Source organism: Halobacillus salinarum, from assembly GCF_022919095.1.
Taxonomy (GTDB): Bacteria; Bacillota; Bacilli; order Bacillales; family Halobacillaceae; genus Halobacillus_B; species Halobacillus_B salinarum.
The window spans coordinates 378,889-402,146 of sequence record NZ_CP095073.1; the positions used below are offsets into that span (position 1 = coordinate 378,889).

A 23,258-nucleotide genomic window follows, 5' to 3' on the forward strand; every position below is an offset into this window, starting at 1 on the left:
TTAAGTTAGTAAACGTGGAAAAAAGATGAGGTGCACCTAAAATGAAAGATACTAGAAGAATTACAGAAGGGGCTTTAATGACAGGGATTTATCTGCTATTGTTATTGGTAATTATTTTCATCCCTGGGATTATAGGTGCCATACTTATGTTTGTCCTTCCTGTGCCGTTTATTTATTACAGCTACCGTCACGGCTTTAAAGCAGGAATTCTCGTATTTATTGTCAGTACACTCGTGTCGATCATATTTGGACTGGCTTTTTCTCTTCCAACCACCTTATTAGCAGGGGTCGGGGGATTGTTCGTCGGAGGTTCGATGCATAAAAAACGTTCTTCATATGAAACGCTCGCGATGGGATCTGTCGGTTTTATTATCGGGTTTGTCGCCGTTTATTTTATTTCTCAAACCTTCTTTGGCGTGAACTGGGCGGACCAGATCAACGAAATGATTGAGCAGTCCATCTCCATGAGTGAAAAAATGCTTTCCGATATCGGTGGAAGCGGGGATGCTGAAGAACGGCTGGAGCAGTTCAGAGAGCAGTTAAGCACGCTTCCGGATTTAATTCCGAGTATGTTTGCGATTGCGGGCATCCTTTTTGCCTTTATCAGTCAATGGGCCAGTTATAAATTGATCAACAGGGTGGAAAAGAAAGATCTTCACTTTCCGGCTTTTCGTGATTTTAAGCTGCCAACATCGCTGCTTTGGTATTACTTTTTTTCTTTTATGCTTCAATATTTCATTGAACAAGATCAGGGAGTATTGTATTTAGCGGCCATAAATGTAAATGCTATTACAGGGCTGCTGATTTTACTGCAGGGCTTTTCATTTATCTTTTTTTACGCCCACAAAAAGAAACTCAGCAAAGCCATACCAATCCTTAGTATTGTCATCACTCTGTTTATTCCAACAATCCTAATGTATTTTGTTAGAATCCTAGGTATAATTGATATAGGGTTCTCTTTAAGGAACCGTGTAAAAGAGAAGGAATAACTTAAGCTCGTAGAAGAAATCAGGAGCTGAATAATTATGCCAAATTTTTTAAAAAAACCAACTATGAGCGGCCACTTGTGGATCATCTATCTCATTTCTTTAGTGCTGCTTGGGTTTATCTGGTATTACCAGTGGATGCTCGGGTTAATGATGACTCTGTTTTTAGCGGCATCCATTTTTTACAGTGTGAGAACCGAGCAGAACATGATCAACGAAACGGAAGAATATATATCGACTCTTTCCTACCGCGTGAAAAAAGTGGGAGAAGAGGCGCTGCTTGAGATGCCGATCGGAATCATTCTCTTTAGTGATGACTACACGATCGAATGGGCCAATCCTTACATGAATCGGTTTTCTAAAGAGGATTCGATCGTTGGGAAGTCACTCAAGGTGTTATCCGGCGATATTATCTCGCAAATTAAAGAAGACCGTAATGAAGTGTGGATTACCGTTGATGACTACAGGCTGCAGACGATTATAAAAAGAAAAGAACGACTGCTGTATTTGTTTGACCGGACGAAGCAGACGGAGATTCATAATTTATACCAGAATGAACAGACGGTATTATCGATTATTTTTCTCGACAACTATGAAGAGATTACCCAGGGGATGGATGATACGGCAAAAAGCCATATCAATTCCCAGGTGACATCGATTTTGAACAAGTGGGCCGGGGACTATGGGATTTACTTAAAGAGGACGTCACAGGAACGGTTTATGGCCGTGATGACGCAGGAAATCCTCAGCACGCTGGAAAGGTCCAAATTTGAAATTCTTGATGATGTAAGAGAATTGATTACCGACCAGAACGTACCGTTAACGTTAAGCTTTGGAATCGGCGTCGGGCCGGTCAGTCTTCCTGAGCTGGGAGAGCTTGCCCAGTCGAGTCTCGACCTTGCTCTCGGCCGCGGCGGTGACCAGGTGGCCATTAAGGACGACACGGGTAAAGTGAGATTCTATGGCGGAAAAACCAACCCGATGGAAAAACGAACGCGGGTCCGGGCGCGGGTGATTTCTCATGCGATGAAGGAACTCGTTCAGGATAGCGAAAAAGTAATCATTATGGGCCACAAATCGCCCGATATGGACGCAATCGGCGCTTCGATCGGCATCTTGAAAATCGCCCAGGCGAATGAAAAAGAAGCGGCGATCGTACTTGATCCTGACGATATTGATACAGGGGTCCAGCGAATGATTGAGGAAGTAGAAAAAGACGATGAGCTTTGGTCCTACTTTATTACTCCAGAGGATGCTTTGGAAATGGTGACCAATGAATCGCTGCTTGTCGTTGTCGATACGCATAAACCATCGCTTGTGATGGAGGAAAAACTGCTGACAAAAACCGAACACGTCGTCGTCATCGACCACCACCGCCGGGCGGAGGAGTTTATTTCCGATCCGACATTGGTGTATATGGAGCCTTATGCTTCCTCAACAGCAGAGCTCGTTACAGAACTGCTGGAATATCAGCCTAAAAAGCTGAAACTCTCTATGCTTGAATCCACGGCCCTGCTAGCTGGTATCATAGTAGATACAAAGAGTTTTACTCTGCGCACAGGCTCAAGGACGTTTGATGCGGCTTCGTACCTGCGGGCGAAGGGAGCAGATACCGTCTTAGTTCAGAAGTTTATGAAGGAAGACTTAGACGTTTACGTAAGGCGGAGCCGGCTGATTGAACGCTCCACCATTTACCGGGACGGCATCGCGATTTCAGCCGCAGACAAAGGCGATATCTTTGGGCCGGTCGTGATTGCCCAGGCTGCCGATACGCTTCTGACGATGAGCGGCATTGTAGCTTCCTTTGTGATTTCAGAGCGAAAAGATGGCCGAGTGGGCATTAGTGCACGATCTCTCGGGGATATCAACGTGCAGGTCATCATGGAACGGATGAATGGCGGCGGCCATTTGACCAATGCAGCGACTCAGCTCGAAGACACGACGATTGAAGATGCGAGAGCATTGCTCCAGGATATCATTGATGAATATTTTGAAGGGGGAGACTCAGAATGAAAGTGATTTTTAACGCTGATGTAAAAGGCAAAGGGAAAAAAGGGGAAATCAAAAATGTTTCGGACGGTTATGCCCGCAATTATCTATTAAAGAATAACCTCGCTGTTGAAGCTACCACAGCTAATATTAAAGCGCAGAAGGCAAAGGATGCCAAACAGGAGCAGCTTGCCCAGGAAGAAGTGGACGAAGCGAAAAAGCTGAAAGAAGAGCTTGCCAATCTTGAAGTGAAACTGGCAGCGAAGTCCGGAGACAGCGGCCGCTTGTTCGGTTCCATTACAAGCAAACAGATTGCTGATGAACTGAAGAAAAACCATGATATAAAAATCGACAAACGAAAAATAGAACTGGACGATCCGATCCGTAATTTAGGCTACACGGACGTTCCGGTGAAGCTGCATCCGGAAGTGACGGGCAGCATTCGCGTCCACGTCGCAGAGAAGTAAGGGGCATTGGATGCAGGAGGAGGAACCACTTGTGAGTGATGTTTGGAATGACCGCACCCCGCCGCATAATATTGAAGCAGAACAGGCTGTCCTCGGGCGGTCTTTTTAGAGCCTGAATCCATGTCAACAGCAGCAGAAAACCTGCTCCCGGAAGATTTTTACCGGGCTAGTCACCAGCGGATTTTTGAAGTCATGCTTACTTTGTCAGACCGTGGTGAACCGATTGATCTCGTAACGGTAACCACTGCTCTATCCAACAACAAAGTTTTAGAGGAAGTCGGAGGCGTCTCTTATTTAACCGACGTAGCAAACTCCGTGCCTACCGCAGCAAACATTGGCTATTACACAAGAATTGTTAGTGAAAAAGCAACGCTGCGCGGACTGATCCGTACCGCCACCAATATCGTGACGAGCGGCTATGCGGAAGAGGAAAATATTGAGGATGTCCTGAATGCTGCCGAGAAGGAAATTCTCGAAGTCTCACAGCGCAAAAATTCAAGCGCCTTTAAAAATATTAAAGATGTGCTGATCGACGTTTATGATAACATCGAACAGCTCCACAATAACGATGGGAACGTCACGGGTATTCCGACCGGTTACCGGGATCTCGATACTATCACTTCCGGTTTCCAGCGGAATGATTTAATCATTATTGCTGCCCGTCCGTCTATGGGTAAGACCGCGTTTGCGTTAAATATCGCCCAGAACGTCGCTGTCCACACCGATGAAAACGTCGCAATCTTCAGCCTGGAGATGGGGGCGGACCAGCTCGTATCGAGGATGCTGTGTGCGGAAGGGAATATCGATGCCCAGCGGCTCCGGACCGGACATATGGAGGCTGAAGACTGGAATAAGCTGACGATGGCGATGGGGAGTCTTTCCAATGCCGGGATTTATATCGACGATACGCCCGGGATCCGCGTTAGTGAAATCAGGTCGAAATGCCGTCGTTTGAAACAGGAGCACGGGCTTGGCATGATTTTAATCGACTACCTGCAGCTCATTCAAGGAAGCGCCAATTCGAAAGAGAACAGGCAGCAGGAAGTATCGGAAATTTCCCGTTCCTTAAAAGGGCTTGCCCGTGAGCTGAATGTGCCGTTAATCGCACTATCCCAGCTTTCCCGTGGAGTAGAATCCAGGCAGGATAAACGCCCGATGATGTCTGACCTTCGTGAATCGGGCTCGATTGAACAGGATGCGGATATTGTTGGCTTCCTGTACCGGGACGATTACTACGACCAGGAATCGGAGAACCAGAACATTATTGAAATTATTATTTCCAAGCAGCGTAATGGTCCGGTTGGGAACGTGGAGCTTGCTTTTGTGAAGGAATACAACAAGTTCGTTGATTTGGATCATCGGTATAGCGATGCTGATATTCCACCGGCATAGATCTTTTAAAACACACAGATTTTAATAAAGGGGGCAGGGAAACACTCGCTTTCCGCAGGCGACGGCGAGCCTCCTTGGTTTATTCGACCTGCGGGGTCTCGTCCGGTCTATCGTTCCTGCACGAGTCTCGCATTTTCCGACCCCCTTGTACATTATTCCAACAAGGTCTACATCTAACTATCAATAAAAAGTCAAGAGAATTACAGCTATCTTGTACCTATTTACTAGGCTTTTTAATAATTGAAATAAAGGTACCTATTAGAAGACGCCCGGATGTGAGTCCGGGCGTCTATTTATATTCATCACGATTTGTAACGCCTCTGTAGCGAGTTACGCCAAATGCGTGGATGAAATTTAGTCAAGCCACTGGTAAATGAATTCGGCCACTCCGTGTTCGTCGTTCGATTTCGTTAGGAAATCGGCTGCATTTTTTACATCGGGATGGGCGTTGGCCATAGCGGCGGTATGGCTGGCCGTTTCAATCATCGACAGATCGTTTGGGCTGTCGCCAATCGCGGCCGTATCGCCCAGCGATATGCCGAGCTCCCGGGCGAGTTTTTCCAAGGCAATGCCTTTAGACGCATCCCCGTGTTCAAATTCAAAATTGTGCTCGGCGGATGTGACGAGTGTTAAGTCCGGATAATGTCTGAACTTCTCCTGGTCTTTTTCGAGTTTCTCTTTTTCAAAAGAAAAAGCAAGGATGTTGTACATCGGCACATCGGCCTCAAGGATTTCTTCATAGCTGTTCACATGAGAAAAACCAGTCTGGCTGAACTGCCGTTCCATGGCCTGTTTCAAGCGATCCCTGTCCTCTTCCGGGTTAGCACTCAATACCCGGTCAAGCTCAACCTCTAACAGCTCTCTCCCGTTGAGCGGGGTGTAAATGGCTGTGTCACTGAAAACTTCGTAGTAGTACTGTTTTTTTGATAAGAAGGCAAGGATGTCTTCTGCATCCTTGCGTTGAATCGGGACGTCAGCAAACCGGCTCCCGTCCGGTTTGTGGATCGTCGCTCCGTTGGCACCGATCACCCACGTACGTACACCGGTGCCTTCAAACACCTGCCGGACATCGAATTCTGCTCTACCTGTCGCGATGACGATTTCAATGCCTTGCTGCTGTGCTGCCTTAATCGCTTTTATATTTTCCTCGCCTAGCTCATGGCGGCTGTTTAACAAAGTTCCATCTAGATCGATCGTCATTAATTTCATCATTTTCCCTCTTCCTCCGTCACAAGTAATTCTACATTTTGTTCTTTTAACGCCTGCTGAAAAGCGGCTGTCGGGATGCGGTCAGTAATTAACAGGTCGACATCTTTCAGTTCAGCATATTGGAAGTATTCCGTCACCCCGATTTTCGTATGGTCTGCTAAAACGATCACTTGTTTCGCCTGCTGAATCATTTTTCGTTTGACCATGCCATCTTCTTCGTGGGCAATCGTCAAGCCATGCTCCGAGATGCCGACGACGCCGACAAAGGCCTGATCGACGAAATAATGGGAGAGTTTGTCGACGACAGAGGTGCCGTACAAAAAGCGGTGTTCCTTGTGCAGGTGCCCTCCTAATAGCTCAATGTTGATATCGGATTTATGGGAAAGTATTTCCGCCAGATTGATCGAATTGGTCATGACCGTGCAAGGGATTTCTTCCATTTGGTCCGCGCACGCCTGAACCGTTGTCGAAGCATCAAGGATGAGCGTATCGCCGTTTTTAATGAGAGAAGCCGCTTTTCGGCCGATTTGTCTTTTTTCAGCTGAAACGGTGTGGAGCCGGTGGCGGTAGTCCTTAATCTCTTTATGAGCGGCCGGAAGAATGGCCCCGCCGCGGGTCCGGACGATCGCTTTCTGCTCTTCAAGCTTCACGAGATCTCTGCGCGCCGTGTCCCTTGATACATCGAACTGCTCACATATGTCATCTACGGAGATCCGCTGGTGTTCTTTTAAATAATGAATGATTTCAATTAATCGTTCTTCCTGATACATCTCCGACACTCCATCTCTTTTTAAGTCATCATAAGTCTAATTTAAGTAAAAATCAAGTATTTTAAGTAATCATAAGCAAAATCGAAATTGCGAAATTTGTTCATTTGCGAACAATAGAATTGAAATATATTGTAATGTTCGGATATTGCATTGACGTAAAGAAGGAAGATTGGTAAACTGACCATGGAAATTATTTAAAAAGCAAATTTTTGGCGGAGGTGCCATATGTCTTCAGTAGTTGTTGTCGGAACCCAATGGGGAGACGAAGGAAAAGGCAAGATCACTGATTTTCTATCCCAAAATGCCGAGGTTGTTGCCCGCTATCAGGGGGAAATAACGCCGGCCATACGATTAAATTTGACGGAGTCACGTATAAACTTCATTTAATTCCATCCGGAATCTTTTTTAAAGAGAAGATTTGTGTATTAGGAAACGGGATGGTGATTGACCCGAAAGCATTATTAGAAGAGCTTAAATACTTACAAGATAAAGGGGTTTCCACAGACAATTTAAGGATCAGCAACCGTGCTCATATCATTCTTCCTTACCATTTAAAGCTGGACGCGCTGCAGGAGGAAGAAAAGGGAGCCAACAAGATCGGAACGACGAAGAAAGGCATCGGTCCTGCTTATATGGATAAAGCTGCCCGGACCGGGATCCGCATCGCTGACCTTTTGGATAAAGAAAGCTTACAGGAAAAGCTCGAACAAAACCTGGCTGAGAAAAACCGTTTATTTGAAAAAGTCTATGAAACCACTCCATTCACAGTAGATGAGATCTTAGAAGAATACTATGAATACGGCCAAAAGATTAAGCAGTACGTCTGCGATACATCTGTTGTCTTAAACGAGAATCTTGACGATGGGCGCCGTGTTCTTTTTGAAGGCGCGCAAGGCGTTATGCTTGATATCGACCAGGGAACATATCCATTCGTCACTTCCTCAAACCCGATCGCGGGAGGCGTTACGATTGGTTCTGGTGTCGGACCTTCCAAAATCAAGCATGTCGTCGGTGTTTCGAAAGCTTACACGACTCGTGTAGGAGATGGGCCGTTTCCTACTGAGCTTACCGATGAAACCGGCGAGCAGATCCGTGAAGTCGGCAATGAATACGGGACGACGACCGGCCGTGCCCGCCGTGTCGGCTGGTTCGACAGTGTGGTCGTCCGCCACGCGAGAAGAGTGAGCGGCATCACCGATTTATCGTTAAATTCAATTGACGTGTTAACAGGAATTGAGACGGTCAAAATCTGTACCGCTTATAAATACCGCGGAGAAGTGATGGAAGAATTCCCGGCAAGCTTGAAAGTGCTCGCTGAATGTGAGCCTGTCTATGAGGAGCTGCCAGGCTGGAACGAAGATATTACAGGAGCGAAAACGCTCGGCGACCTGCCTGACAATGCCCGCCGCTACGTCGAACGGGTCTCCCAGCTGACAGGAATCCCGCTGTCCATTTTTTCTGTCGGACCGGACCGTTCCCAAACCAATGTCGTTCGCAGCGTGTACAGTGAATAGAAGTTTTTTAGAAAAGGCACGCCTTTCCTTTTTAGGATAGGCGTGTTTTGTTTATGATAGAGGAGAAGGAAAAGGAGGAGTTCGGATGAAACGAATTTGTGTATTTGCAGGATCCAGTGCCGGCAATCACCCCGCTTTTGCGAGAGAAACGAAAGCGCTTGGCGAGGCGTTTGCCCGCAATCAGATCGAGCTCGTTTACGGCGGAGCCAAAAGCGGTCTCATGGGGGTGCTGGCTGATTCCATACTTGCTCATCAAGGAAAAGTAACCGGCATCATGCCGACCCGGCTGTTTGAAAAAGAAATCGTTCACCGTGGGGTGACAGAATTGATCGAAGTCGATTCCATGCATGAACGAAAAGCGAAAATGAGCGAAATGGCTGATGCCTATATTGCCCTTCCCGGCGGGTTCGGCACATTTGAAGAGCTGTTTGAAACCGTCAGCTGGGCTCAAATCGGCATTCATCAAAAGCCACTCGCTCTCTTTAATATTGAAGATTACTATACTCCGCTGCTTGAATTAATCAATCATGCCATAGAGGCAGGCTTTGTCCCTGAATCCAACCGGTCGCTGATTAAAGAAGCCAAGGATCCGGACCGGCTGCTCAGTGAGCTTGTGAAGCTGGGATAACCTTCGTTTCTATGAAAAATCTATTGCACCTGCCTTAGCCGTGTGGTATTATAGTTATCGTTGCGGTAAGAAGCAGCGGTAATGGTCCGGTAGTTCAGTTGGTTAGAATGCCTGCCTGTCACGCAGGAGGTCGCGGGTTCGAGTCCCGTCCGGACCGCCATTTTATTTTTTTGAGATGGCAACACTTTGCAACGAGACGAGCACAGAACATCTTTGAATCAACTTCGAAACTGTATAATGAGCGAGAAACATTTATGAACTAAATACTTGAGCATGGCTCGGTAGCTCAGTCGGTAGAGCAACGGACTGAAAATCCGTGTGTCGGCGGTTCGATTCCGTCCCGAGCCACTGAATAAAGCCCCTGTACAAAACGGTACAGGGGCTTTTGTTATGGAAAAAAAGACGCTGTTTCACGGTCTGTGAAAAGCGTCCAGGCTGTATTGCTGTTCATGGCGGAGCAGCCATTTTTTCCTCGTTAATCCGCCGCCGTATCCGCCTAGTTCACCGTTTGCGTTGATGACGCGGTGGCACGGAATGACAATGGCGAGCTGGTTGGCGCCATTGGCGTTGGCGGCAGCGCGGTAAGCCGTTGGTTTGCCGATTGCTTCTGCGAGCTCGGAATAAGATTTCGTCGCGCCGGGCGGGATCGCCTGCAGCTCTTTCCACACGCGTTGTTGAAACGGCGAACCGAGCAATTGAAGCGGTGTTTGAAACGTTAAAGTCTTTCCATTAAAATAGGCGGCTAATTCTTTTTCAATCGATCGTAACACGGGGGTCGTGCCCGGGACGATGGCTGCTTTCATCTTTTGCCGGAGGCGTTCCACTTCCCGTTCGAGTCCCCTGCGGTCGACAAACTCAAGCAAATAAAGCGCGTCTTCATCTCCGCAGGCCACCATCGGTCCAAGTGGAGTGTCGAGCCAGTCAGCCTTCAAAACTTTACGAGCTCCGGCAGATGCCGGCGGCAGGCCCATAATCGTTGAGAAAGCGTCTCTAAAGCCGCTGCTTGATTCATAACCGGTCGCCAGCTGAGCATCAATCACTGATTCGCCTTCCCGTATGTGTTTCATAGCAAGTCCCATCCTTCTTGCCCGTGCATATTCAACAAACGTCATGCCGAACCGCTTCTTAAACTGGCGCCGGGCTGTCGAAGCATCGATGGATAATGCCTGAAAGTCCTTATCCTTCCAACGCTTTTCCGGTTCTTCTTCAACGGCCTGTACCAGCTTTTGCACGATTTCGGAGACTTCATTGGGGGAAGATAAGGGGCGGCAGCGTTTACACGGGCGGAAGGAGGCGAGGAGTGCTTCCTGAGCGGTGCTGAAAAACTCGCAGTTTTCAAATTTCGGCTTTCGCGCCGGGCACGTCGGCCGGCAGAAGACGCCCGTCGTTTTTACTCCGACAAAAAAGACCCCTTCATATTCGGAATTTCTATCGAGTAAAGCTTGATAGTATTCATTGGCATTGCTCGTGACATCGATCATTCTGAATCCTCCCTTGGCCTTTCCTCCATTATAACGTCTACTTAAAAGCCTGCCGCCGATTTTCAGGCAGTGATTTTTTCAGCTGTTTTATTTCAGCTTTTTATAAACAGGGAGAAAAAACAGGACGCCGATAAACACGATACTCGTAAAGAGGACGCCGAGCCACTGGAACGATTCCCACAGCTTCCCGATCGCGGTGCTCCCGATGGCCACTCCGATATAGTAGCTGATTAAATAAAATCCGGAAGCGCCGCTCCGGTGGTGGTCCGCTGTTTTGCTGACGAGCGCGGCAGCCATCGAGTGGGCGACAAAAAAGCCGCTGCACAACAAGGCAAGCCCGAGCACGATGAAAAACACCGGAGGCACAGCCGTCAGCCATGCGCCGACGAGGAGAACAACGACGCCTGAGAGCATTACGGCAGGTAAGCCGTACCGGTTCGAGATCCTCCCGGCAAGCGGCGGTCCGAGCACCCCTAAGATATATGCGAGGTACGTAAAAGAAATCCACTTCAGCGGCCATTCATAAGGCGGTGCCTGCAAATAGAAGGGCAGATACGTCCAAATGGCCGTAAACAGGATCTGCAGGACGAGTCCCATCAAAAACAGCCCGAGCAGCCGGCGGTCGGTCAGATGAATCAGCATGCCTCTCAAGTCTTCACGGAGCGGCTTGTCTTCTTTTGTAAAAAAGCGTTCCTTAGGAAGCAGGAGGATAAAGAGCAGAGAGGCTGCCAGTCCGAAGCCTGCTAAAATGTAAATCGTTGCCTGCCACGACCAGACGTCGGCTAAGTAACCGGCAATGACCCGTCCCCCCATACCGCCAAGGGCGTTGCTCGAAATATACAGCGTCATCGCGAGTCCTAAATCGTTCTGCGAAATCTCCTCGCCTAAATAACCCATCGCAGCGGCAGGGATCCCGGCAAGAAAGAACCCTTGCAAGAGCCTGAGCAGCACCATCCAATGAAAAGACGGCACGAGCGGAAGAATGCACAGGATGACAACCGTTGCGATCAGGGAGATCCTCATCAAGCTGAGCCGCCCATAGCGGTCGGCCGCAAAGCCTAAAATGAACAGTCCAACGACCATGGATACGACCGCTGCCGATACTAACAGACTGGACTGAGTGACCGATACATGAAATTCGTCGACAAAAAGCGGCAGCAGCGGCTGAAAAGCGTACAACGTGGAAAAGGTTAATAAAGAGGCGAGCATAAAGGCGATCGTGACACGCCAGAATTCTGCTTGTTTCGGAGTATAGGGCTGACTCGGCTTCATGGTGCATTCCCTCCTTATCGAACGGACAATTTATGGTAAAGATACTATCACACTCTATTTTCCACACCTAAAAAAACGCTCTCTCATTCCAAAAAAAGGAAAAAATTCATAGAACAGGAAAAAACGGCGTCCCACCCATGACAAATATCATAGTCTATTCCTGACGTTTATGTCTTACATCCGCTGAATCTGTTCCGTACTATAAAAGAGGAGATTCAAAAAACCCCTCCATGTAAGGAGTTAAACCATGAGTAAACAAAAACAACAAGCATTGAAAAAAAGTGTATCCTCCTTTGCCTCGCCTGATACGAAAGCGGGAATCCGACAGCTCATCAACACCCTTATGCCCTTAATGCTGCTTTGGTTTCTAGCTTATCAAAGCTTGGCGGTTTCCATATGGCTGTCTCTCCCCTTCTCGATCATAGCCGGAGGGTTCATCGTTCGTCTGTTTATCATTTTTCACGATTGTACACACCAGTCCTTTTTTAAAAACAACAAAGCGAACCGAATCGTCGGCACGCTGACAGGAATCTTAACGTTGTTTCCATTCGATAAATGGAAACGGGACCATTCGATTCACCACGCCACCAGCGGCAACCTGGACAAGCGGGGGACGGGTGATATTTGGGTGATGACGGTTGAAGAATATCTCTCTGCTTCCTTGTGGACGCGTTTTTCCTACCGTTTTTACCGGAACCCTTTTGTCATGTTCGGCCTGGGGCCGCTTTATTTATTCTTGGTTACGAACCGTCTGAACCGGACAGGCGCCAAGAAAAAGGAACGAATCAACACGTACGTGACCAACATCTCGATTGCAGCTCTGTACGCTTTTTTGATTTGGCTCGTTGGCTGGCAGGCGTTTCTGTTCATCCAAGTCCCGCTTTTATACGTGTCGGGCGTACTTGGAATCTGGCTTTTTTACGTCCAGCACCAATTCGAGGATTCTTATTTTGAAGATGAAAGCGAATGGGATTTTGTAAAAGCAGCCGTGGATGGCAGTTCGTATTATAAGCTGCCGAAGCTTCTGCAATGGATCTCCGGAAGCATCGGCTTCCACCACGTGCACCACCTCAGTCCGCGCGTGCCGAATTATAAGCTCGAGGAAGCGCACAATAGCACGCCTCCTTTGCAAAAGGCAACGACGATCACGCTGCTCTCAAGCTTGCAGTCCATCCGCTTCCGGCTCTATGATACCGACAACAAGCGGTTTATCACCTTTAGTGAAGTGAAGCCGCTGCTTTACCAAAGAAAGCAGAAGAAACGAGTTCCGAAGAAAACGAATCAGCCTAGTTTTCAAGAAAAATAATCCGAAAGAACTCATTCAAGCCTTATTTGAATGAGTTTTTTCTTATCTGGAAAAAATGATTGTGGCACATTCCACTTAAATCGTTTATGGTGGATGGAGAACATCAGGACAAGGAGGCAGCTATGAAAAATTGGTATCACGTCATTCCCAAGCATACAGGGCTTAGTTCATACATTTGGATCATCTTTTACTTGCTGCCGTTCTTTTTTATTTTTAAATCTTCCTCATTTGTAGAAATTCTGCTTGGCATCAGTATGGTGCTGCTGTTTTTTGTCTTGTACCAGCTGTCTTCCCAGACGAAGCATGCCGGAAAGTATGTGTGGGTCAGCTTAGCGATGCTGATCAGCCTCGGAATGACGGTTTTATTCGGGTACATCTATTTTTCCCTCTTTCTCGTATTCATCATCGGGAATATCGAAAACCGGGCAGGCTTTTTGTCTTTATATATTGTGCACTTAACGACGACCATTGCGGCTTTCATTCTTGTGTTTCTCGTCCAGCACGAATCGCTGTTTCCGCAGCTGCCGTTTATCATTATTAATCTCATCGGGGTGATTTTGCTTCCATTTACAATTCGCTACCGCAACAAGCAGCACGAATTAGAAGGGGAGCTTGAGGATGCCAATCAAAAAATCTCCCAATTGATGGTCATCGAAGAGCGTGAGCGGATTGCACGTGATTTGCATGATACATTAGGCCAGAAGCTGTCTTTAATCGGCTTGAAAAGCGATTTAGCCGGTAAGCTTGTTCATGTAAAACCGGAGTCTTGCGCTAAGGAAATCCAGGACATCCAGGTGACGGCAAGGACGGCATTAAAGGAAGTAAGAGAAATGGTGTCGAATATGAGCCGCTCGAAGCTCGAAGATGAATTGGTGCGTGTCCAGCAAATGATCGAAGCGGCAGAAATGGATTTTTATAAAGAAGGAAGCGCAGAGCTGTCCCATACGCCGTTACTTGTGGAAAATGTCTTGAGTATGTGCTTGAAAGAAGCGGTCACCAATATTGTCAAACACAGCAAGGCGGGTCACTGCCGGGTGGAGATCCATCAGTGTGCGGAGGAAGTCACGATCCTTGTTGAGGATGATGGGACAGGCATGAAAGATACCGCTGATTCGCTCCATGGCCATGGCCTGCAGGGGATGAAGGAAAGGCTTGAATTCGTCAATGGGCGGTTGAAGATCCAGACGTCGTCGGCAGGAACGAGTCTTCATATATCAGTGCCGAAAATTGTCCAGCAGGAAAAAGGAGAGAAAATCGAATGATACGGATCGTAATCGCAGAAGACCAGCTGATGCTGCTCGGTGCCCTCGGCTCTCTCTTGGATTTGGAAGAGGGAATGGAGGTGGTCGGCCAGGCGAACAACGGCGAGGAAGCCTGTCAGCTTGTCCGTACGCTGAAGCCGGACGTTTGTATTATGGACATTGAAATGCCAGCCAAAAGCGGGCTTGACGCAGCTGAGGAGCTGAAATCGGAGCCTTGTAAAATCATTATCCTGACGACCTTTGCCCGGCCTGGATTTTTCGAACGGGCCCAAAAAGCTGGAGTCAGCGGTTATTTATTAAAGGACAGCCCAAGTGAAGAACTGGCGACGTCCATCCGGAAAATCATGGCCGGACAGCGGATCTTCGCCCCTGAGCTCGTCGATATCGCCTTCGGTAATGAAAATCCGCTCACCGACCGTGAACGAGAAGTGATCCAGCTGATGGCGGAAGGAAAAACGACCAAGGAAATTTCCGGGCAATTGTATATTACCCCCGGGACGGTGCGCAACTATATTTCGGTCATTTTAGATAAACTGGAGGTCAGCAACCGGATTGAGGCGATTTCCAGGTTTAAGGAAAAAGGCTGGTTTAAATAGAAAAAAGCAGGACCAGGCGATGCTGGCCCTGCTTTTTTTACTGCTGTTCTTTATCTTCTTTACTCGGAATGACGCCGGTTTCGAAATGCTCTTTTTTATTAATGTACTCGTTTGGCTCTTCGCCGAACTCGGCGTTGTGATTTTTAAACTGGGCAAGCCTGCCGTTGCGGTGTTCGCCGTGGTTTTTGTTTTCTTTAAACTGATTGTTGTGTTTTTTATCCTTTTTACTCATGATACTCCACCTTTCGTAAGAGGTTGGAGTTATTTTTTGCTAAAGCAGCGTCTTTATTCTTCTTACGCCTGCTTTAGAAGAATGAAAAGATGAATTGACTGAATAAGGCAGTTCCAACCGCTATGAATCCGTGGAACATCGTCACCCTGTACCTTTTTTCTGCCCGGGACTGTTTATGGAACAAATCCCAGGTCAAACGGATAAGAAACACTAGAAGTATCCCTGAGATAATGGAAATGCTGGTGTTTGCAAGGGCGAAGACAACGATCACGAGTGCGAGGCCTGGCAGGGTATCATCCAGCCGGTTTTGATTTTGTTGTAATTTTTTTTGCATGTAAAACAGCTCCCAGCGGTGTTGGTTCCATCGCTCGTGGGCAAAGATTTTTGATACAAGCAGGAATGGTTTATATTGAGTTTATATAAATGGGCTACCCTTGTAGTGGTAACCTATAACGAGGACGGTTTTTCGATCATTGAGCTGCTCACAATGACTAAAAGAAACCGTAAGCCGATTGATTAATAAAAGGGAGAATGAACGATGACGACAATCTTAATCGTTGACGACGATCCGAACATTCGTGAACTGGTACGCCTCGTCTTATCTAGAGATGGCTTTCATCTGCTTGAAGCGGCGGATGGAAGAGAGGCGTTAGAGAAGCTTGAAACCGAAAAAATAGACCTGATAATTTTGGACATTATGATGCCGAATGTGGACGGCTGGGAGCTGTGCCGCGAAATCCGCAGGTATTATCCGGAAAACCTGCCGATCTTAATGCTGACAGCTAAAGGGGAAACGTCTCAAAAGGTGAAAGGGTTTGACCTGGGCACGGATGATTATATGGTGAAGCCTTTTGCTTCAGCTGAGCTTGCGGCTCGCGTAAAAGCGCTGCTGAAACGGTATCAGATTACAATTTCCAACCAAATTATGATTGGAAACGTGACGCTTGATCGTGGTTCTTATCAGGCGTCGATCGGGGAAAAAGAAATGCTGCTGCCGTTAAAGGAATTTGAACTGTTGTTTAAGCTTGCGGCAAACCCAGGAAAAACGTTTTCCAGGGAGCAGCTGATCGAAGACATTTGGGGATTTGATTATGAAGGCGAAGAGCGGACGGTGGACGTGCATATCAACCGGCTGCGCCAGCGTTTATCCAAACAAGCAGCGAACCTGCAAATTACGACGATCCGCGGCCTCGGTTACCGTCTGGAGGTGAAAGAATGAAGAGGGGCAGGGAGTGGTGGATGAGAATTGGCGGAATTGTGCTTGTAACGGCTGCGGTAGTCGGCTGCTGGTCGCTTGCCTACTACATGACTTCGCGGCTTGACGTTCAGCTCCATCCTTATCCGCTGCAGATCATCAATTCGCTGTTGGGCTTTTTTATCTTTGGTGTGTTCATGTATGCCTTTTCCAAAATCGGCCGTGTGAAGAGACGCCAGCAGGATTTCTTCCGCCCGATGATTGAAGCGATGAAAGAAATCTCAAGAGGCAATTATAATATCGACTTAACGTCCTATGAGCATCTTGATCATCACCAGGGACATCCCATGACGGAATTTGTCGAGAATATTAGGAACATCGCAGATAATTTAGGTGAAATGGAACAGATGAGACAGGAATTCATCTCCAATGTGTCTCATGAGATTCAATCACCGCTCACATCGATCAGCGGGTTCGCCTATGAACTGCAGCACAATGATTTAACCGACGCGACACGCAACCGGTACTTGCACATCATCGAAAATGAGAGCTTACGTCTTTCCAAACTGAGTGAAAATCTGTTAAAGTTGACGTCGCTGGAATCCGACCATCCGCCTTTTGAACCGGCTGTATACAGGCTTGACCAGCAGCTGAGACGAGTGATTCTGTCTGCTGAGCCTCAGTGGAGCCAGAAGGAATTGGAATTAGAGGTTTCCCTGGATCCTGTTTCCGTTGAAGCAGATGAAGAGCTGATGGACCAGGTATGGCTCAATTTACTGCACAACGCCATCAAGTTTACCCCTGAAAAAGGCACGATCAGTATCCAGTTAATGACGACGGAAGCTCATACAGTTATCCAGTTCATCGATAGCGGCATAGGGATATCGAAAGAGGACCAGCTGCATATTTTTGAGAGGTTTTACAAAGCCGATCGTTCCCGGACGAAGACGGCCGGCGGAAGCGGTCTTGGCTTGTCGATTGTGAAAAGAATTATGGATATGCACAGCGGGGAAATAGAAGTGAAAAGTGAACAGGAAACCGGCACAGAGTTTCTCATTAAACTGCCGAAAAATCATCATTCTTCCTCATGAAGCAGGCGTGTCTTCTGTTTTCAAAAGTTAGCAGGAGAGGAAAGAAGCACCAGGTTTATTTTCCATAATTATCCTTTTTTGAGGATAATCTTAGCAATGTTACCAAATTCATCGCTGATTACCAAATTTTAATAGGCGCAGTGAACAAAAAGCCTGTCGAATCTTTACCTTTTTTGTCATAAAAAGAGGAATTTGTAACAGTAATGTAATAAAAATCAATTAAAAAAAGTAACAATTTACACATTTTTAGGAAAAAGTAATGACTTTTTTCTCAAATCTGGCAACTATATTATAAGTGTATTACATCCTTCATAATCGGTTTCTTCAACCTTTGGCCTATGGTAGATTAAATGAGTGTAAAAAATATAAAGAATTAGAGATAAATAGGTTAACTTGTGTGGGAGGAAATAGACTGTGAGAAGGAAGTACGGAATTGGCAAGAAACTCGCGCTTATCGGAGTGCTGGGGGTTGGTTTGAGCGTAGGTACCGCTTATGCTGATAGCAGCCTTCAGACTATATACCACGTTTATGTAGGGGATAAACATGTAGGTGTCGTAGAAAGCAAAAAAGATGTGCAGTCTTATTTGGATGAACGCGTCAAAGAAGCGGAAAGCAGCTATGACAACTTGGATTTGCATATCCGCGAAGATGTTTCCTACGTCCCTGAGAAAATGTTTAGTCCTGACACGCATGACAAAAAAGTCATGGATGCTTTGGCGGATGATGTGTCTGTCTCTGTCGATGCGGTAGGATTGACGATCGGTGGAGAGACAGTGGCTTACCTGCCGAACCAGAAGAAAGCTGATGAAGTTGTCGAAAAGCTTAAGGAAGAGTACGTAAAGCCTAAGACGCTTAAGAAGGTCGAAGAGCGCAGCGGCAAAAAACCAGAGCTTAAGGTTGGCGACTCTACTGTAATAGACGTCGCATTGACGAAAAAAGTTTCAAAAAATGAGGAAGAAGTGAAGCCTTCTTCTATTGTTTCCGTTGACGAAGCGGTGAAGCTTCTCGATCAAGGGAACTCAGAAAAAAAGATACATACCGTTGCTAAAGGGGAAGTCCTCGGAGAAATAGCAGGCCAGTATGATCTTTCCACTGACAAAATCATCGAGATGAATCCTGATCTGAAAAAAGAGGGTACCCTTCATATCGGTGACCAAGTAAACGTCACGGATATTGTGCCTTTAACAGAAGTGAAAGTAAGAGAGGAAGGCGTTCGAAAAGAAACCCTGCCTCATAAAACAAAAACCGTAAAAACGGATGACCTTTATAAAGGGAAAACCAAAGTGAAACAAGAAGGTAAAGATGGAGAGAAGAAGGTCCACTACTACATCCGTAAGAAAAATGGCGAAGCTGTAGGAAGAGGCGTGATGGAAGAAGAGGTTCTTTCTAAACCGAAGGAAAAAATCATTCTTAAAGGGACGAAGGTGATTCCTTCACGCGGCACGGGTGACTTTGCCTGGCCGGCTTCCGGCGGCGTGATCACGAGCCACATGGGCAAACGCTGGGGCGAGTTCCACAAAGGCATTGATATTGCCGGTGTCAGCAACCGCGGCATTAAAGCAGCCGACAACGGCGTAGTGGTTTCTGCCGGCTACACGACCGGTGGATACGGCAACAAAATTGTCATTGACCATAAAAATGGCTACCGCACGACGTACGCCCACCTCAAATCCATTAACGTACACGCCGGTCAAACCGTGCAGCGCGGCAAGAAGATCGGAGTCATGGGGACGACAGGGCATTCGACAGGCGTCCATCTTCATTTTGAAATTCGCAAAAACGGATCTCTAAAAAATCCAGAATCCTTCTATTAAAAATATTCCGCTATGATTTTTTCATAGCGGATTTTTTATATAAAATCAGACATGATAAAGTGTAAGAGAAAAAAACAGCACAACCGCACGATTATTCAGCTAATGTAAGACATTTGGACAGAAATACGTTAAAATGAAGGAATAGTATAGAAGTCGATGAAAGGGAAGTGAACGTTATGGCGCAAAAAATATTAGTGGTCGATGACGAAAAGCCTATTGCCGATATACTTAAATTTAATCTAGAAAAAGAAGGATATGACGTCGTATGTGCATACGACGGAGATGAAGCCATTCATAAAGCGGATCTTGAGGATCCGGATTTAATTCTGCTTGATATTATGCTTCCGAACAAAGATGGCAATGAAGTCTGCCGTGAGGTTCGCAAAAATCATAACATGCCGATCATCATGCTGACGGCTAAAGACGCAGAAATTGATAAAGTACTGGGCTTGGAAATGGGAGCCGACGATTACGTCACGAAGCCGTTCAGCAACCGGGAATTGATCGCCCGGGTGAAGGCGAATCTCCGCCGCCAGCAGCAGGAGCCGGAAGACGGGACGCAAGGGTCGAAGGACATTACGATTGGCAGGCTTGCCATCCATCCTGACGCTTATACGGTCACTAGAGACGGCAATTACATTGAACTCACCCACCGTGAATTCGAACTCCTGCATTATTTAGCGCGTCATATCGGACAGGTCATGACCCGCGAGCATCTGCTTGAAACCGTCTGGGGATATGATTATTACGGCGATGTGCGTACAGTGGATGTAACCGTCCGGAGACTTCGTGAAAAAATCGAAGAAAACCCGAGCAATCCGACATGGATCGTGACTCGGCGCGGTGTGGGGTATTATTTAAGAAATCCAGAGCAGGAGTAATGTTTTCATGCAGAAAGTAGGTTTTTTTCAATCGGTCCGCTTAAAACTGATTGTTGTTTACGTGCTTCTATTGTTACTAGGCATTCAAGTGATTGGGGCCTACTTTGTTCATCGGTTGGAAGCACAGCTGAAGGATAATTTTACAAATTCCATTGAGGGACGGATCGACACGTTAACCTACAGCTTGCAGCAATCGTTTACAGCGGATCGTACTGAAACCGATCCGACGTTAGAATCTGAAGTCAAAGACTTAATTACGCGGTTTAATTACAGTTCCAATGATATCCGCAAGCTGCAGGTCATCGACAAGAACCAGCGCGTCGTGGCCGCTTACGGATATGAGTCATCGCTGAGCGGCAAGAAAACGTCCAGCATCAAAATCACCCAGTCGCTCATTCTCGGGAACCCCAGTCCTGAAACGTTAGTCGATCCCGAGACGAACAAACGCGTCTGGGTCGGGACGAGGCCGATCAGCACCAACTCGAAAATTTTAGGAACGGTCTATTACGAAGCCGATATGAGCAGCGTGTATAACCAGCTGCAAAAAATCAACAGTATCTTTGCTAAGGGCACGATTTTGGCGATTACCATTACTGCGCTCCTCGGGATTCTTGTCGCCCGAACGATTACGAAGCCGTTGAGCGAGATGCGCAAGCAGGCGCAGATTATGGCGACCGGCGACTTCTCTCAGAAAGTGGAAGTCCACGGCAATGATGAGATCGGCCAGCTCGGGGTCACGTTCAACGATTTAAATGACAAGTTGAAATTGTCGCATGCCACGATTGAAGGAGAACGACGCAAGCTCAGCTCGGTCTTATCCAACATGTCCGACGGCGTCATTGCGACGGATCGCTTAGGCGCGATCACGTTAATGAATGCACCGGCCTCAGTCCTGATCGGCCAGACCTTTGAAGAAGTGAAAGGCCAGTCGCTGATCGATGTGCTCGACTTAAATGACCAGCTCTCCGATATATCCGAAATCGAAAACACGGACTCCATCATTACCGATCTAAGCTCAGAGGATCAGCACCTTCTGCTTAAAGCGAATTTTTCCGTTGTCAGTGATGAAAACGATGAAATGGACGGCTTTATTACGGTAATCAGTGACGTAACCGAACAGGAGAAGGTGGAACAGGAACGCAGGGAGTTTGTTTCGAACGTTTCCCACGAACTTCGCACACCACTCACAACGATGCGCAGTTACATAGAAGCTCTTACCGAAGGCGCCTGGCAGGACCCGGATATTGCTCCCCGCTTCCTCGATGTGACGCAGACCGAAACCGACCGCATGATCCGGCTTGTCAATGACTTACTGCAGCTGACAAAAATGGATCATAAAGAATCCAATATGATGAAAAACCGTGTGGAATTCATGGAGTTTTTCAATCACGTGATCGACCGGTTTGAAATGCATAAACGGGAAAACATCGAATTTAAACGAGAGCTTCCTGATCGTAAACTGTATGTCTGGATTGATAAAGATAAGCTGACCCAGGTCGTCGATAATGTGATCTCCAATGCGATCAAATATTCACCCGAAGGCGGCACGATCCGGTTTAAAGCGACAACGAATAAAAAACAGCTGATCATCAGCATTTCTGATGAAGGGCTCGGCATGCCGGCGAATACGGTCGACAAAATTTTCGATCGTTTTTACCGTGTCGATAAATCGCGGACGAGAGAATTAGGCGGCACCGGCCTTGGACTTGCCATTGCCCGGGAAATAATTGATGCCCACCACGGGAAAATATGGGCGGAGAGTCAAGAAGGTAAAGGCACCACCGTGCTCTTTACACTTCCGCTAATGAGCCAGAAGCGGAGGGGTAAAAAATGAAGGTTGAATCCTTAAAAACGATTATTCTCGTCATTTTAATTGTATTTAGCCTGCTTTTAACCGGAGCGATCTGGAATTACCAGCCGACAGAAGATAAGGTCCAGGATGATGAAGGTCTGATCGAAAACACCGAAATCAGCGGCACGACTCAGACGATGAGCAGTCTGCTCGTTCCGGAAAAAGTCGTTTTTTCGGAAAATAGCAAGTATTACTCTTATAAAAACAAAGAAAATGTCAAAGAGCTGTTCAACAGCCTGCAAAATGTCACATTGCTGGACATCAGCTCAACGCAGACAACCGGTCTTCCTGATGCGGATAAAATGGCGGAGTTTATTTTTCCGACTTCGATTCCTTCGGATGTGATCGCCAACATTTTCAAAGTCGACAGTACGAATTCGTTTATTTCCAATATCGACTTTAACCGGATCTTTATCATTTATCCCGAGAATGCAGGCGAAGGAGCGTCAGCCCAAGTCTGGTTTGTTAATCAAAACAATGAAAAAGTGCTGGTTGCCACGCTGCCTGAAAACGGGGCAAATGCGGTGATCAGAGACTTGGACGATCATAAACAGCGGTTAACCGAGCAGTTTGTCTATGAACCGGAAGGAAACAATGAACGGATGTTCCTGCCTGTCGATGAAGTGAAGCTGCCGATAAAAGTCTTGACTTATACGGTACTGGAAACGACGCCGCTTAGAAACTCGCTGTTTTCCCGGGAATCGGTCGTCATCAACATTTCTGGAAAAGATAAACAGCTGCGGGGCAACAATAAGCTGCTTACTATGACCGATGAAAAGTGGATGAAGTACGTCGATTTTAATTCCAGCCCGATCGACAATGCCCCGAACATGAGCAAATACGACATCATGTCGACGACGCTCAGCTACATCAATGACCAAAAAGGCTGGACGGATCCATTCCGGTTATCGAATGTGTCCACCAACCCGCAGACAATCGATTTTAGAATGTACAACAGCGGCTATCCGATTTTGGCAAGCGACCGGGGAATTTCGTCCATGTCCTTAACGTATAACAAGCAGAACGGCAACATCAGCGAATATGTGCGGCCGTTAATTAAATTTGAGACGTATCAATATAACGAATCCCAGCAGGAAGCGCTGCCCTCAGGCCAGCAAGTCGTCGATTATATTACGACGGACCCCAAGTACAGCGTCAGTCACATTGATGATATTCAGCCTGGATACAGCTTAGTTCAGCAGCCGAGCGGCTCTCCGGTGTACAACCTGCTTCCTTACTGGTTTGTCCATGAAAGCGGACAGTGGAGACAGCTGGATACGAAAAAAATTAAAGCAGCGGTCAGTCAGGGGGCGAGCTAAT

19 protein-coding genes, 2 tRNA genes and 2 pseudogenes are annotated in these 23,258 nt (G+C 47.0%); 17 read left to right on the plus strand and 6 right to left on the minus strand.

The features are described from left to right. Positions 1-41: 41 nt before the first annotated feature. The 4 genes and pseudogenes from MUN89_RS02145 to dnaB all read left to right on the plus strand — a co-directional run bounded on the left by MUN89_RS02145 (position 42) and on the right by dnaB (position 4,834). Positions 42-989, plus strand: a complete 948-nt coding sequence (locus MUN89_RS02145; RefSeq protein WP_244711010.1) for a YybS family protein — start codon at positions 42-44, stop codon at positions 987-989. 36 nt (positions 990-1,025) lie between these two features. After that, complete coding sequence (locus MUN89_RS02150; protein ID WP_244711012.1) at positions 1,026-2,999, plus strand: DHH family phosphoesterase; 1,974 nt, start codon at positions 1,026-1,028, stop codon at positions 2,997-2,999. Then, positions 2,996-3,442, plus strand: a complete 447-nt coding sequence (gene rplI, locus MUN89_RS02155; protein ID WP_244711013.1) for a 50S ribosomal protein L9 — start codon at positions 2,996-2,998, stop codon at positions 3,440-3,442. Before MUN89_RS02150 ends, rplI begins: the two co-directional genes overlap by 4 nt. Positions 3,443-3,473: 31 nt before the next feature. Continuing rightward, positions 3,474-4,834: pseudogene (gene dnaB, locus MUN89_RS02160) on the plus strand (replicative DNA helicase). A gap of 354 nt (positions 4,835-5,188) precedes the next feature. On the opposite strand, the gene MUN89_RS02165 reads toward dnaB, so the two are convergent. Then, positions 5,189-6,043 (minus strand): Cof-type HAD-IIB family hydrolase, encoded by an 855-nt coding sequence (locus tag MUN89_RS02165; RefSeq protein ID WP_244713532.1) that lies wholly within the window; start codon positions 6,041-6,043, stop codon positions 5,189-5,191. Next, complete coding sequence (locus MUN89_RS02170) at positions 6,043-6,813, minus strand: DeoR/GlpR family DNA-binding transcription regulator (RefSeq protein ID WP_244713534.1); 771 nt, start codon at positions 6,811-6,813, stop codon at positions 6,043-6,045. The genes MUN89_RS02165 and MUN89_RS02170 overlap by 1 nt, the downstream gene beginning before the upstream one ends. 225 nt (positions 6,814-7,038) lie before the next feature. On the opposite strand from MUN89_RS02170, the pseudogene MUN89_RS02175 reads away from it, so the two are divergent. The 4 genes and pseudogenes from MUN89_RS02175 (at position 7,039) to MUN89_RS02190 (ending at position 9,303) form a co-directional block, all read left to right on the plus strand. Further along, positions 7,039-8,327, plus strand: a pseudogene (locus MUN89_RS02175) (adenylosuccinate synthase). 85 nt (positions 8,328-8,412) lie between these two features. Continuing rightward, complete coding sequence (locus MUN89_RS02180) at positions 8,413-8,955, plus strand: LOG family protein (protein WP_244711015.1); 543 nt, start codon at positions 8,413-8,415, stop codon at positions 8,953-8,955. An 83-nt stretch (positions 8,956-9,038) separates the two neighbouring features. Next, a tRNA-Asp gene (locus MUN89_RS02185) sits at positions 9,039-9,115 on the plus strand. Between the two features lie 115 nt (positions 9,116-9,230). Further along, a tRNA-Phe gene (locus MUN89_RS02190) sits at positions 9,231-9,303 on the plus strand. Between the two features lie 62 nt (positions 9,304-9,365). On the opposite strand, the gene MUN89_RS02195 is transcribed toward MUN89_RS02190, so the two are convergent. Continuing rightward, the gene (locus MUN89_RS02195; RefSeq protein ID WP_244711017.1) at positions 9,366-10,436 is read right to left on the minus strand and encodes a bifunctional transcriptional activator/DNA repair enzyme AdaA; all 1,071 of its coding nucleotides are present in this window, start codon (positions 10,434-10,436) and stop codon (positions 9,366-9,368) included. A gap of 87 nt (positions 10,437-10,523) precedes the next feature. Then, positions 10,524-11,708 (minus strand): MFS transporter, encoded by a 1,185-nt coding sequence (locus MUN89_RS02200; RefSeq protein WP_244711018.1) that lies wholly within the window; start codon positions 11,706-11,708, stop codon positions 10,524-10,526. Between the two features lie 247 nt (positions 11,709-11,955). On the opposite strand from MUN89_RS02200, the gene MUN89_RS02205 reads away from it, so the two are divergent. The 3 genes from MUN89_RS02205 (at position 11,956) to MUN89_RS02215 (ending at position 14,872) form a co-directional block, all read left to right on the plus strand. Next, positions 11,956-13,014 (plus strand): Delta(5) desaturase DesA, encoded by a 1,059-nt coding sequence (locus MUN89_RS02205; protein WP_244711020.1) that lies wholly within the window; start codon positions 11,956-11,958, stop codon positions 13,012-13,014. 122 nt (positions 13,015-13,136) lie between these two features. Beyond that, positions 13,137-14,276, plus strand: coding sequence for a sensor histidine kinase (locus MUN89_RS02210; RefSeq protein WP_244711022.1), 1,140 nt, complete (start codon positions 13,137-13,139; stop codon positions 14,274-14,276). After that, positions 14,273-14,872 (plus strand): response regulator transcription factor, encoded by a 600-nt coding sequence (locus MUN89_RS02215; protein ID WP_244711024.1) that lies wholly within the window; start codon positions 14,273-14,275, stop codon positions 14,870-14,872. Before MUN89_RS02210 ends, MUN89_RS02215 begins: the two co-directional genes overlap by 4 nt. Positions 14,873-14,909: 37 nt before the next feature. Here the strand turns inward: MUN89_RS02215 and MUN89_RS02220 are convergent, their stop codons facing one another. Together MUN89_RS02220 and MUN89_RS02225 are read right to left on the minus strand one after the other, a co-directional pair. Next, positions 14,910-15,104 carry a hypothetical protein gene (locus MUN89_RS02220; protein ID WP_244711026.1) on the minus strand — a complete coding sequence of 65 codons (195 nt, stop codon included), beginning with the start codon at positions 15,102-15,104 and terminating at the stop codon, positions 14,910-14,912. Positions 15,105-15,177: 73 nt separating this feature from the next. Further along, positions 15,178-15,438: a hypothetical protein gene (locus MUN89_RS02225; protein ID WP_244711028.1), complete on the minus strand. Its 261-nt coding sequence runs from the start codon at positions 15,436-15,438 to the stop codon at positions 15,178-15,180. Positions 15,439-15,642: 204 nt separating this feature from the next. On the opposite strand from MUN89_RS02225, the gene MUN89_RS02230 reads away from it, so the two are divergent. From MUN89_RS02230 to MUN89_RS02255, 6 genes are all read left to right on the plus strand, one after another. Further along, on the plus strand, positions 15,643-16,323 hold the full coding sequence (locus tag MUN89_RS02230) for a response regulator transcription factor (RefSeq protein WP_244711030.1): 681 nt from the start codon (positions 15,643-15,645) through the stop codon (positions 16,321-16,323). Next, positions 16,320-17,390, plus strand: a complete 1,071-nt coding sequence (locus MUN89_RS02235; protein ID WP_244711032.1) for a sensor histidine kinase — start codon at positions 16,320-16,322, stop codon at positions 17,388-17,390. The genes MUN89_RS02230 and MUN89_RS02235 overlap by 4 nt, the downstream gene beginning before the upstream one ends. Positions 17,391-17,804: 414 nt before the next feature. Then, complete coding sequence (locus tag MUN89_RS02240; RefSeq protein WP_244711035.1) at positions 17,805-19,205, plus strand: peptidoglycan DD-metalloendopeptidase family protein; 1,401 nt, start codon at positions 17,805-17,807, stop codon at positions 19,203-19,205. A gap of 176 nt (positions 19,206-19,381) precedes the next feature. Further along, on the plus strand, positions 19,382-20,086 hold the full coding sequence (gene yycF, locus MUN89_RS02245; RefSeq protein ID WP_244711037.1) for a response regulator YycF: 705 nt from the start codon (positions 19,382-19,384) through the stop codon (positions 20,084-20,086). Between the two features lie 7 nt (positions 20,087-20,093). Continuing rightward, positions 20,094-21,920, plus strand: coding sequence for a cell wall metabolism sensor histidine kinase WalK (walK, locus tag MUN89_RS02250; RefSeq protein ID WP_244711039.1), 1,827 nt, complete (start codon positions 20,094-20,096; stop codon positions 21,918-21,920). Continuing rightward, entirely contained in the window at positions 21,917-23,257 is a 1,341-nt protein-coding gene (locus MUN89_RS02255; RefSeq protein WP_244711041.1) for a YycH family regulatory protein, read from the plus strand. Before walK ends, MUN89_RS02255 begins: the two co-directional genes overlap by 4 nt. The last annotated feature ends 1 nt before the right edge of the window (position 23,258 follow it).

Bases quoted from the DNA above. Each gene is read 5' to 3' on its own strand.
- MUN89_RS02145 (WP_244711010.1), top strand. From the start codon at position 42: ATGAAAGATACTAGAAGAATTACAGAAGGGGCTTTAATGACAGGGATT.
- MUN89_RS02150 (WP_244711012.1), top strand. From the start codon at position 1,026: ATGCCAAATTTTTTAAAAAAACCAACTATGAGCGGCCACTTGTGGATC.
- rplI (WP_244711013.1), top strand. From the start codon at position 2,996: ATGAAAGTGATTTTTAACGCTGATGTAAAAGGCAAAGGGAAAAAAGGG.
- MUN89_RS02165 (WP_244713532.1), bottom strand. From the start codon at position 6,043: ATGAAATTAATGACGATCGATCTAGATGGAACTTTGTTAAACAGCCGC.
- MUN89_RS02170 (WP_244713534.1), bottom strand. From the start codon at position 6,813: ATGTATCAGGAAGAACGATTAATTGAAATCATTCATTATTTAAAAGAA.
- MUN89_RS02180 (WP_244711015.1), top strand. From the start codon at position 8,413: ATGAAACGAATTTGTGTATTTGCAGGATCCAGTGCCGGCAATCACCCC.
- MUN89_RS02195 (WP_244711017.1), bottom strand. From the start codon at position 10,436: ATGATCGATGTCACGAGCAATGCCAATGAATACTATCAAGCTTTACTC.
- MUN89_RS02200 (WP_244711018.1), bottom strand. From the start codon at position 11,708: ATGAAGCCGAGTCAGCCCTATACTCCGAAACAAGCAGAATTCTGGCGT.
- MUN89_RS02205 (WP_244711020.1), top strand. From the start codon at position 11,956: ATGAGTAAACAAAAACAACAAGCATTGAAAAAAAGTGTATCCTCCTTT.
- MUN89_RS02210 (WP_244711022.1), top strand. From the start codon at position 13,137: ATGAAAAATTGGTATCACGTCATTCCCAAGCATACAGGGCTTAGTTCA.
- MUN89_RS02215 (WP_244711024.1), top strand. From the start codon at position 14,273: ATGATACGGATCGTAATCGCAGAAGACCAGCTGATGCTGCTCGGTGCC.
- MUN89_RS02220 (WP_244711026.1), bottom strand. From the start codon at position 15,104: ATGAGTAAAAAGGATAAAAAACACAACAATCAGTTTAAAGAAAACAAA.
- MUN89_RS02225 (WP_244711028.1), bottom strand. From the start codon at position 15,438: ATGCAAAAAAAATTACAACAAAATCAAAACCGGCTGGATGATACCCTG.
- MUN89_RS02230 (WP_244711030.1), top strand. From the start codon at position 15,643: ATGACGACAATCTTAATCGTTGACGACGATCCGAACATTCGTGAACTG.
- MUN89_RS02235 (WP_244711032.1), top strand. From the start codon at position 16,320: ATGAAGAGGGGCAGGGAGTGGTGGATGAGAATTGGCGGAATTGTGCTT.
- yycF (WP_244711037.1), top strand. From the start codon at position 19,382: ATGGCGCAAAAAATATTAGTGGTCGATGACGAAAAGCCTATTGCCGAT.
- walK (WP_244711039.1), top strand. From the start codon at position 20,094: ATGCAGAAAGTAGGTTTTTTTCAATCGGTCCGCTTAAAACTGATTGTT.
- MUN89_RS02255 (WP_244711041.1), top strand. From the start codon at position 21,917: ATGAAGGTTGAATCCTTAAAAACGATTATTCTCGTCATTTTAATTGTA.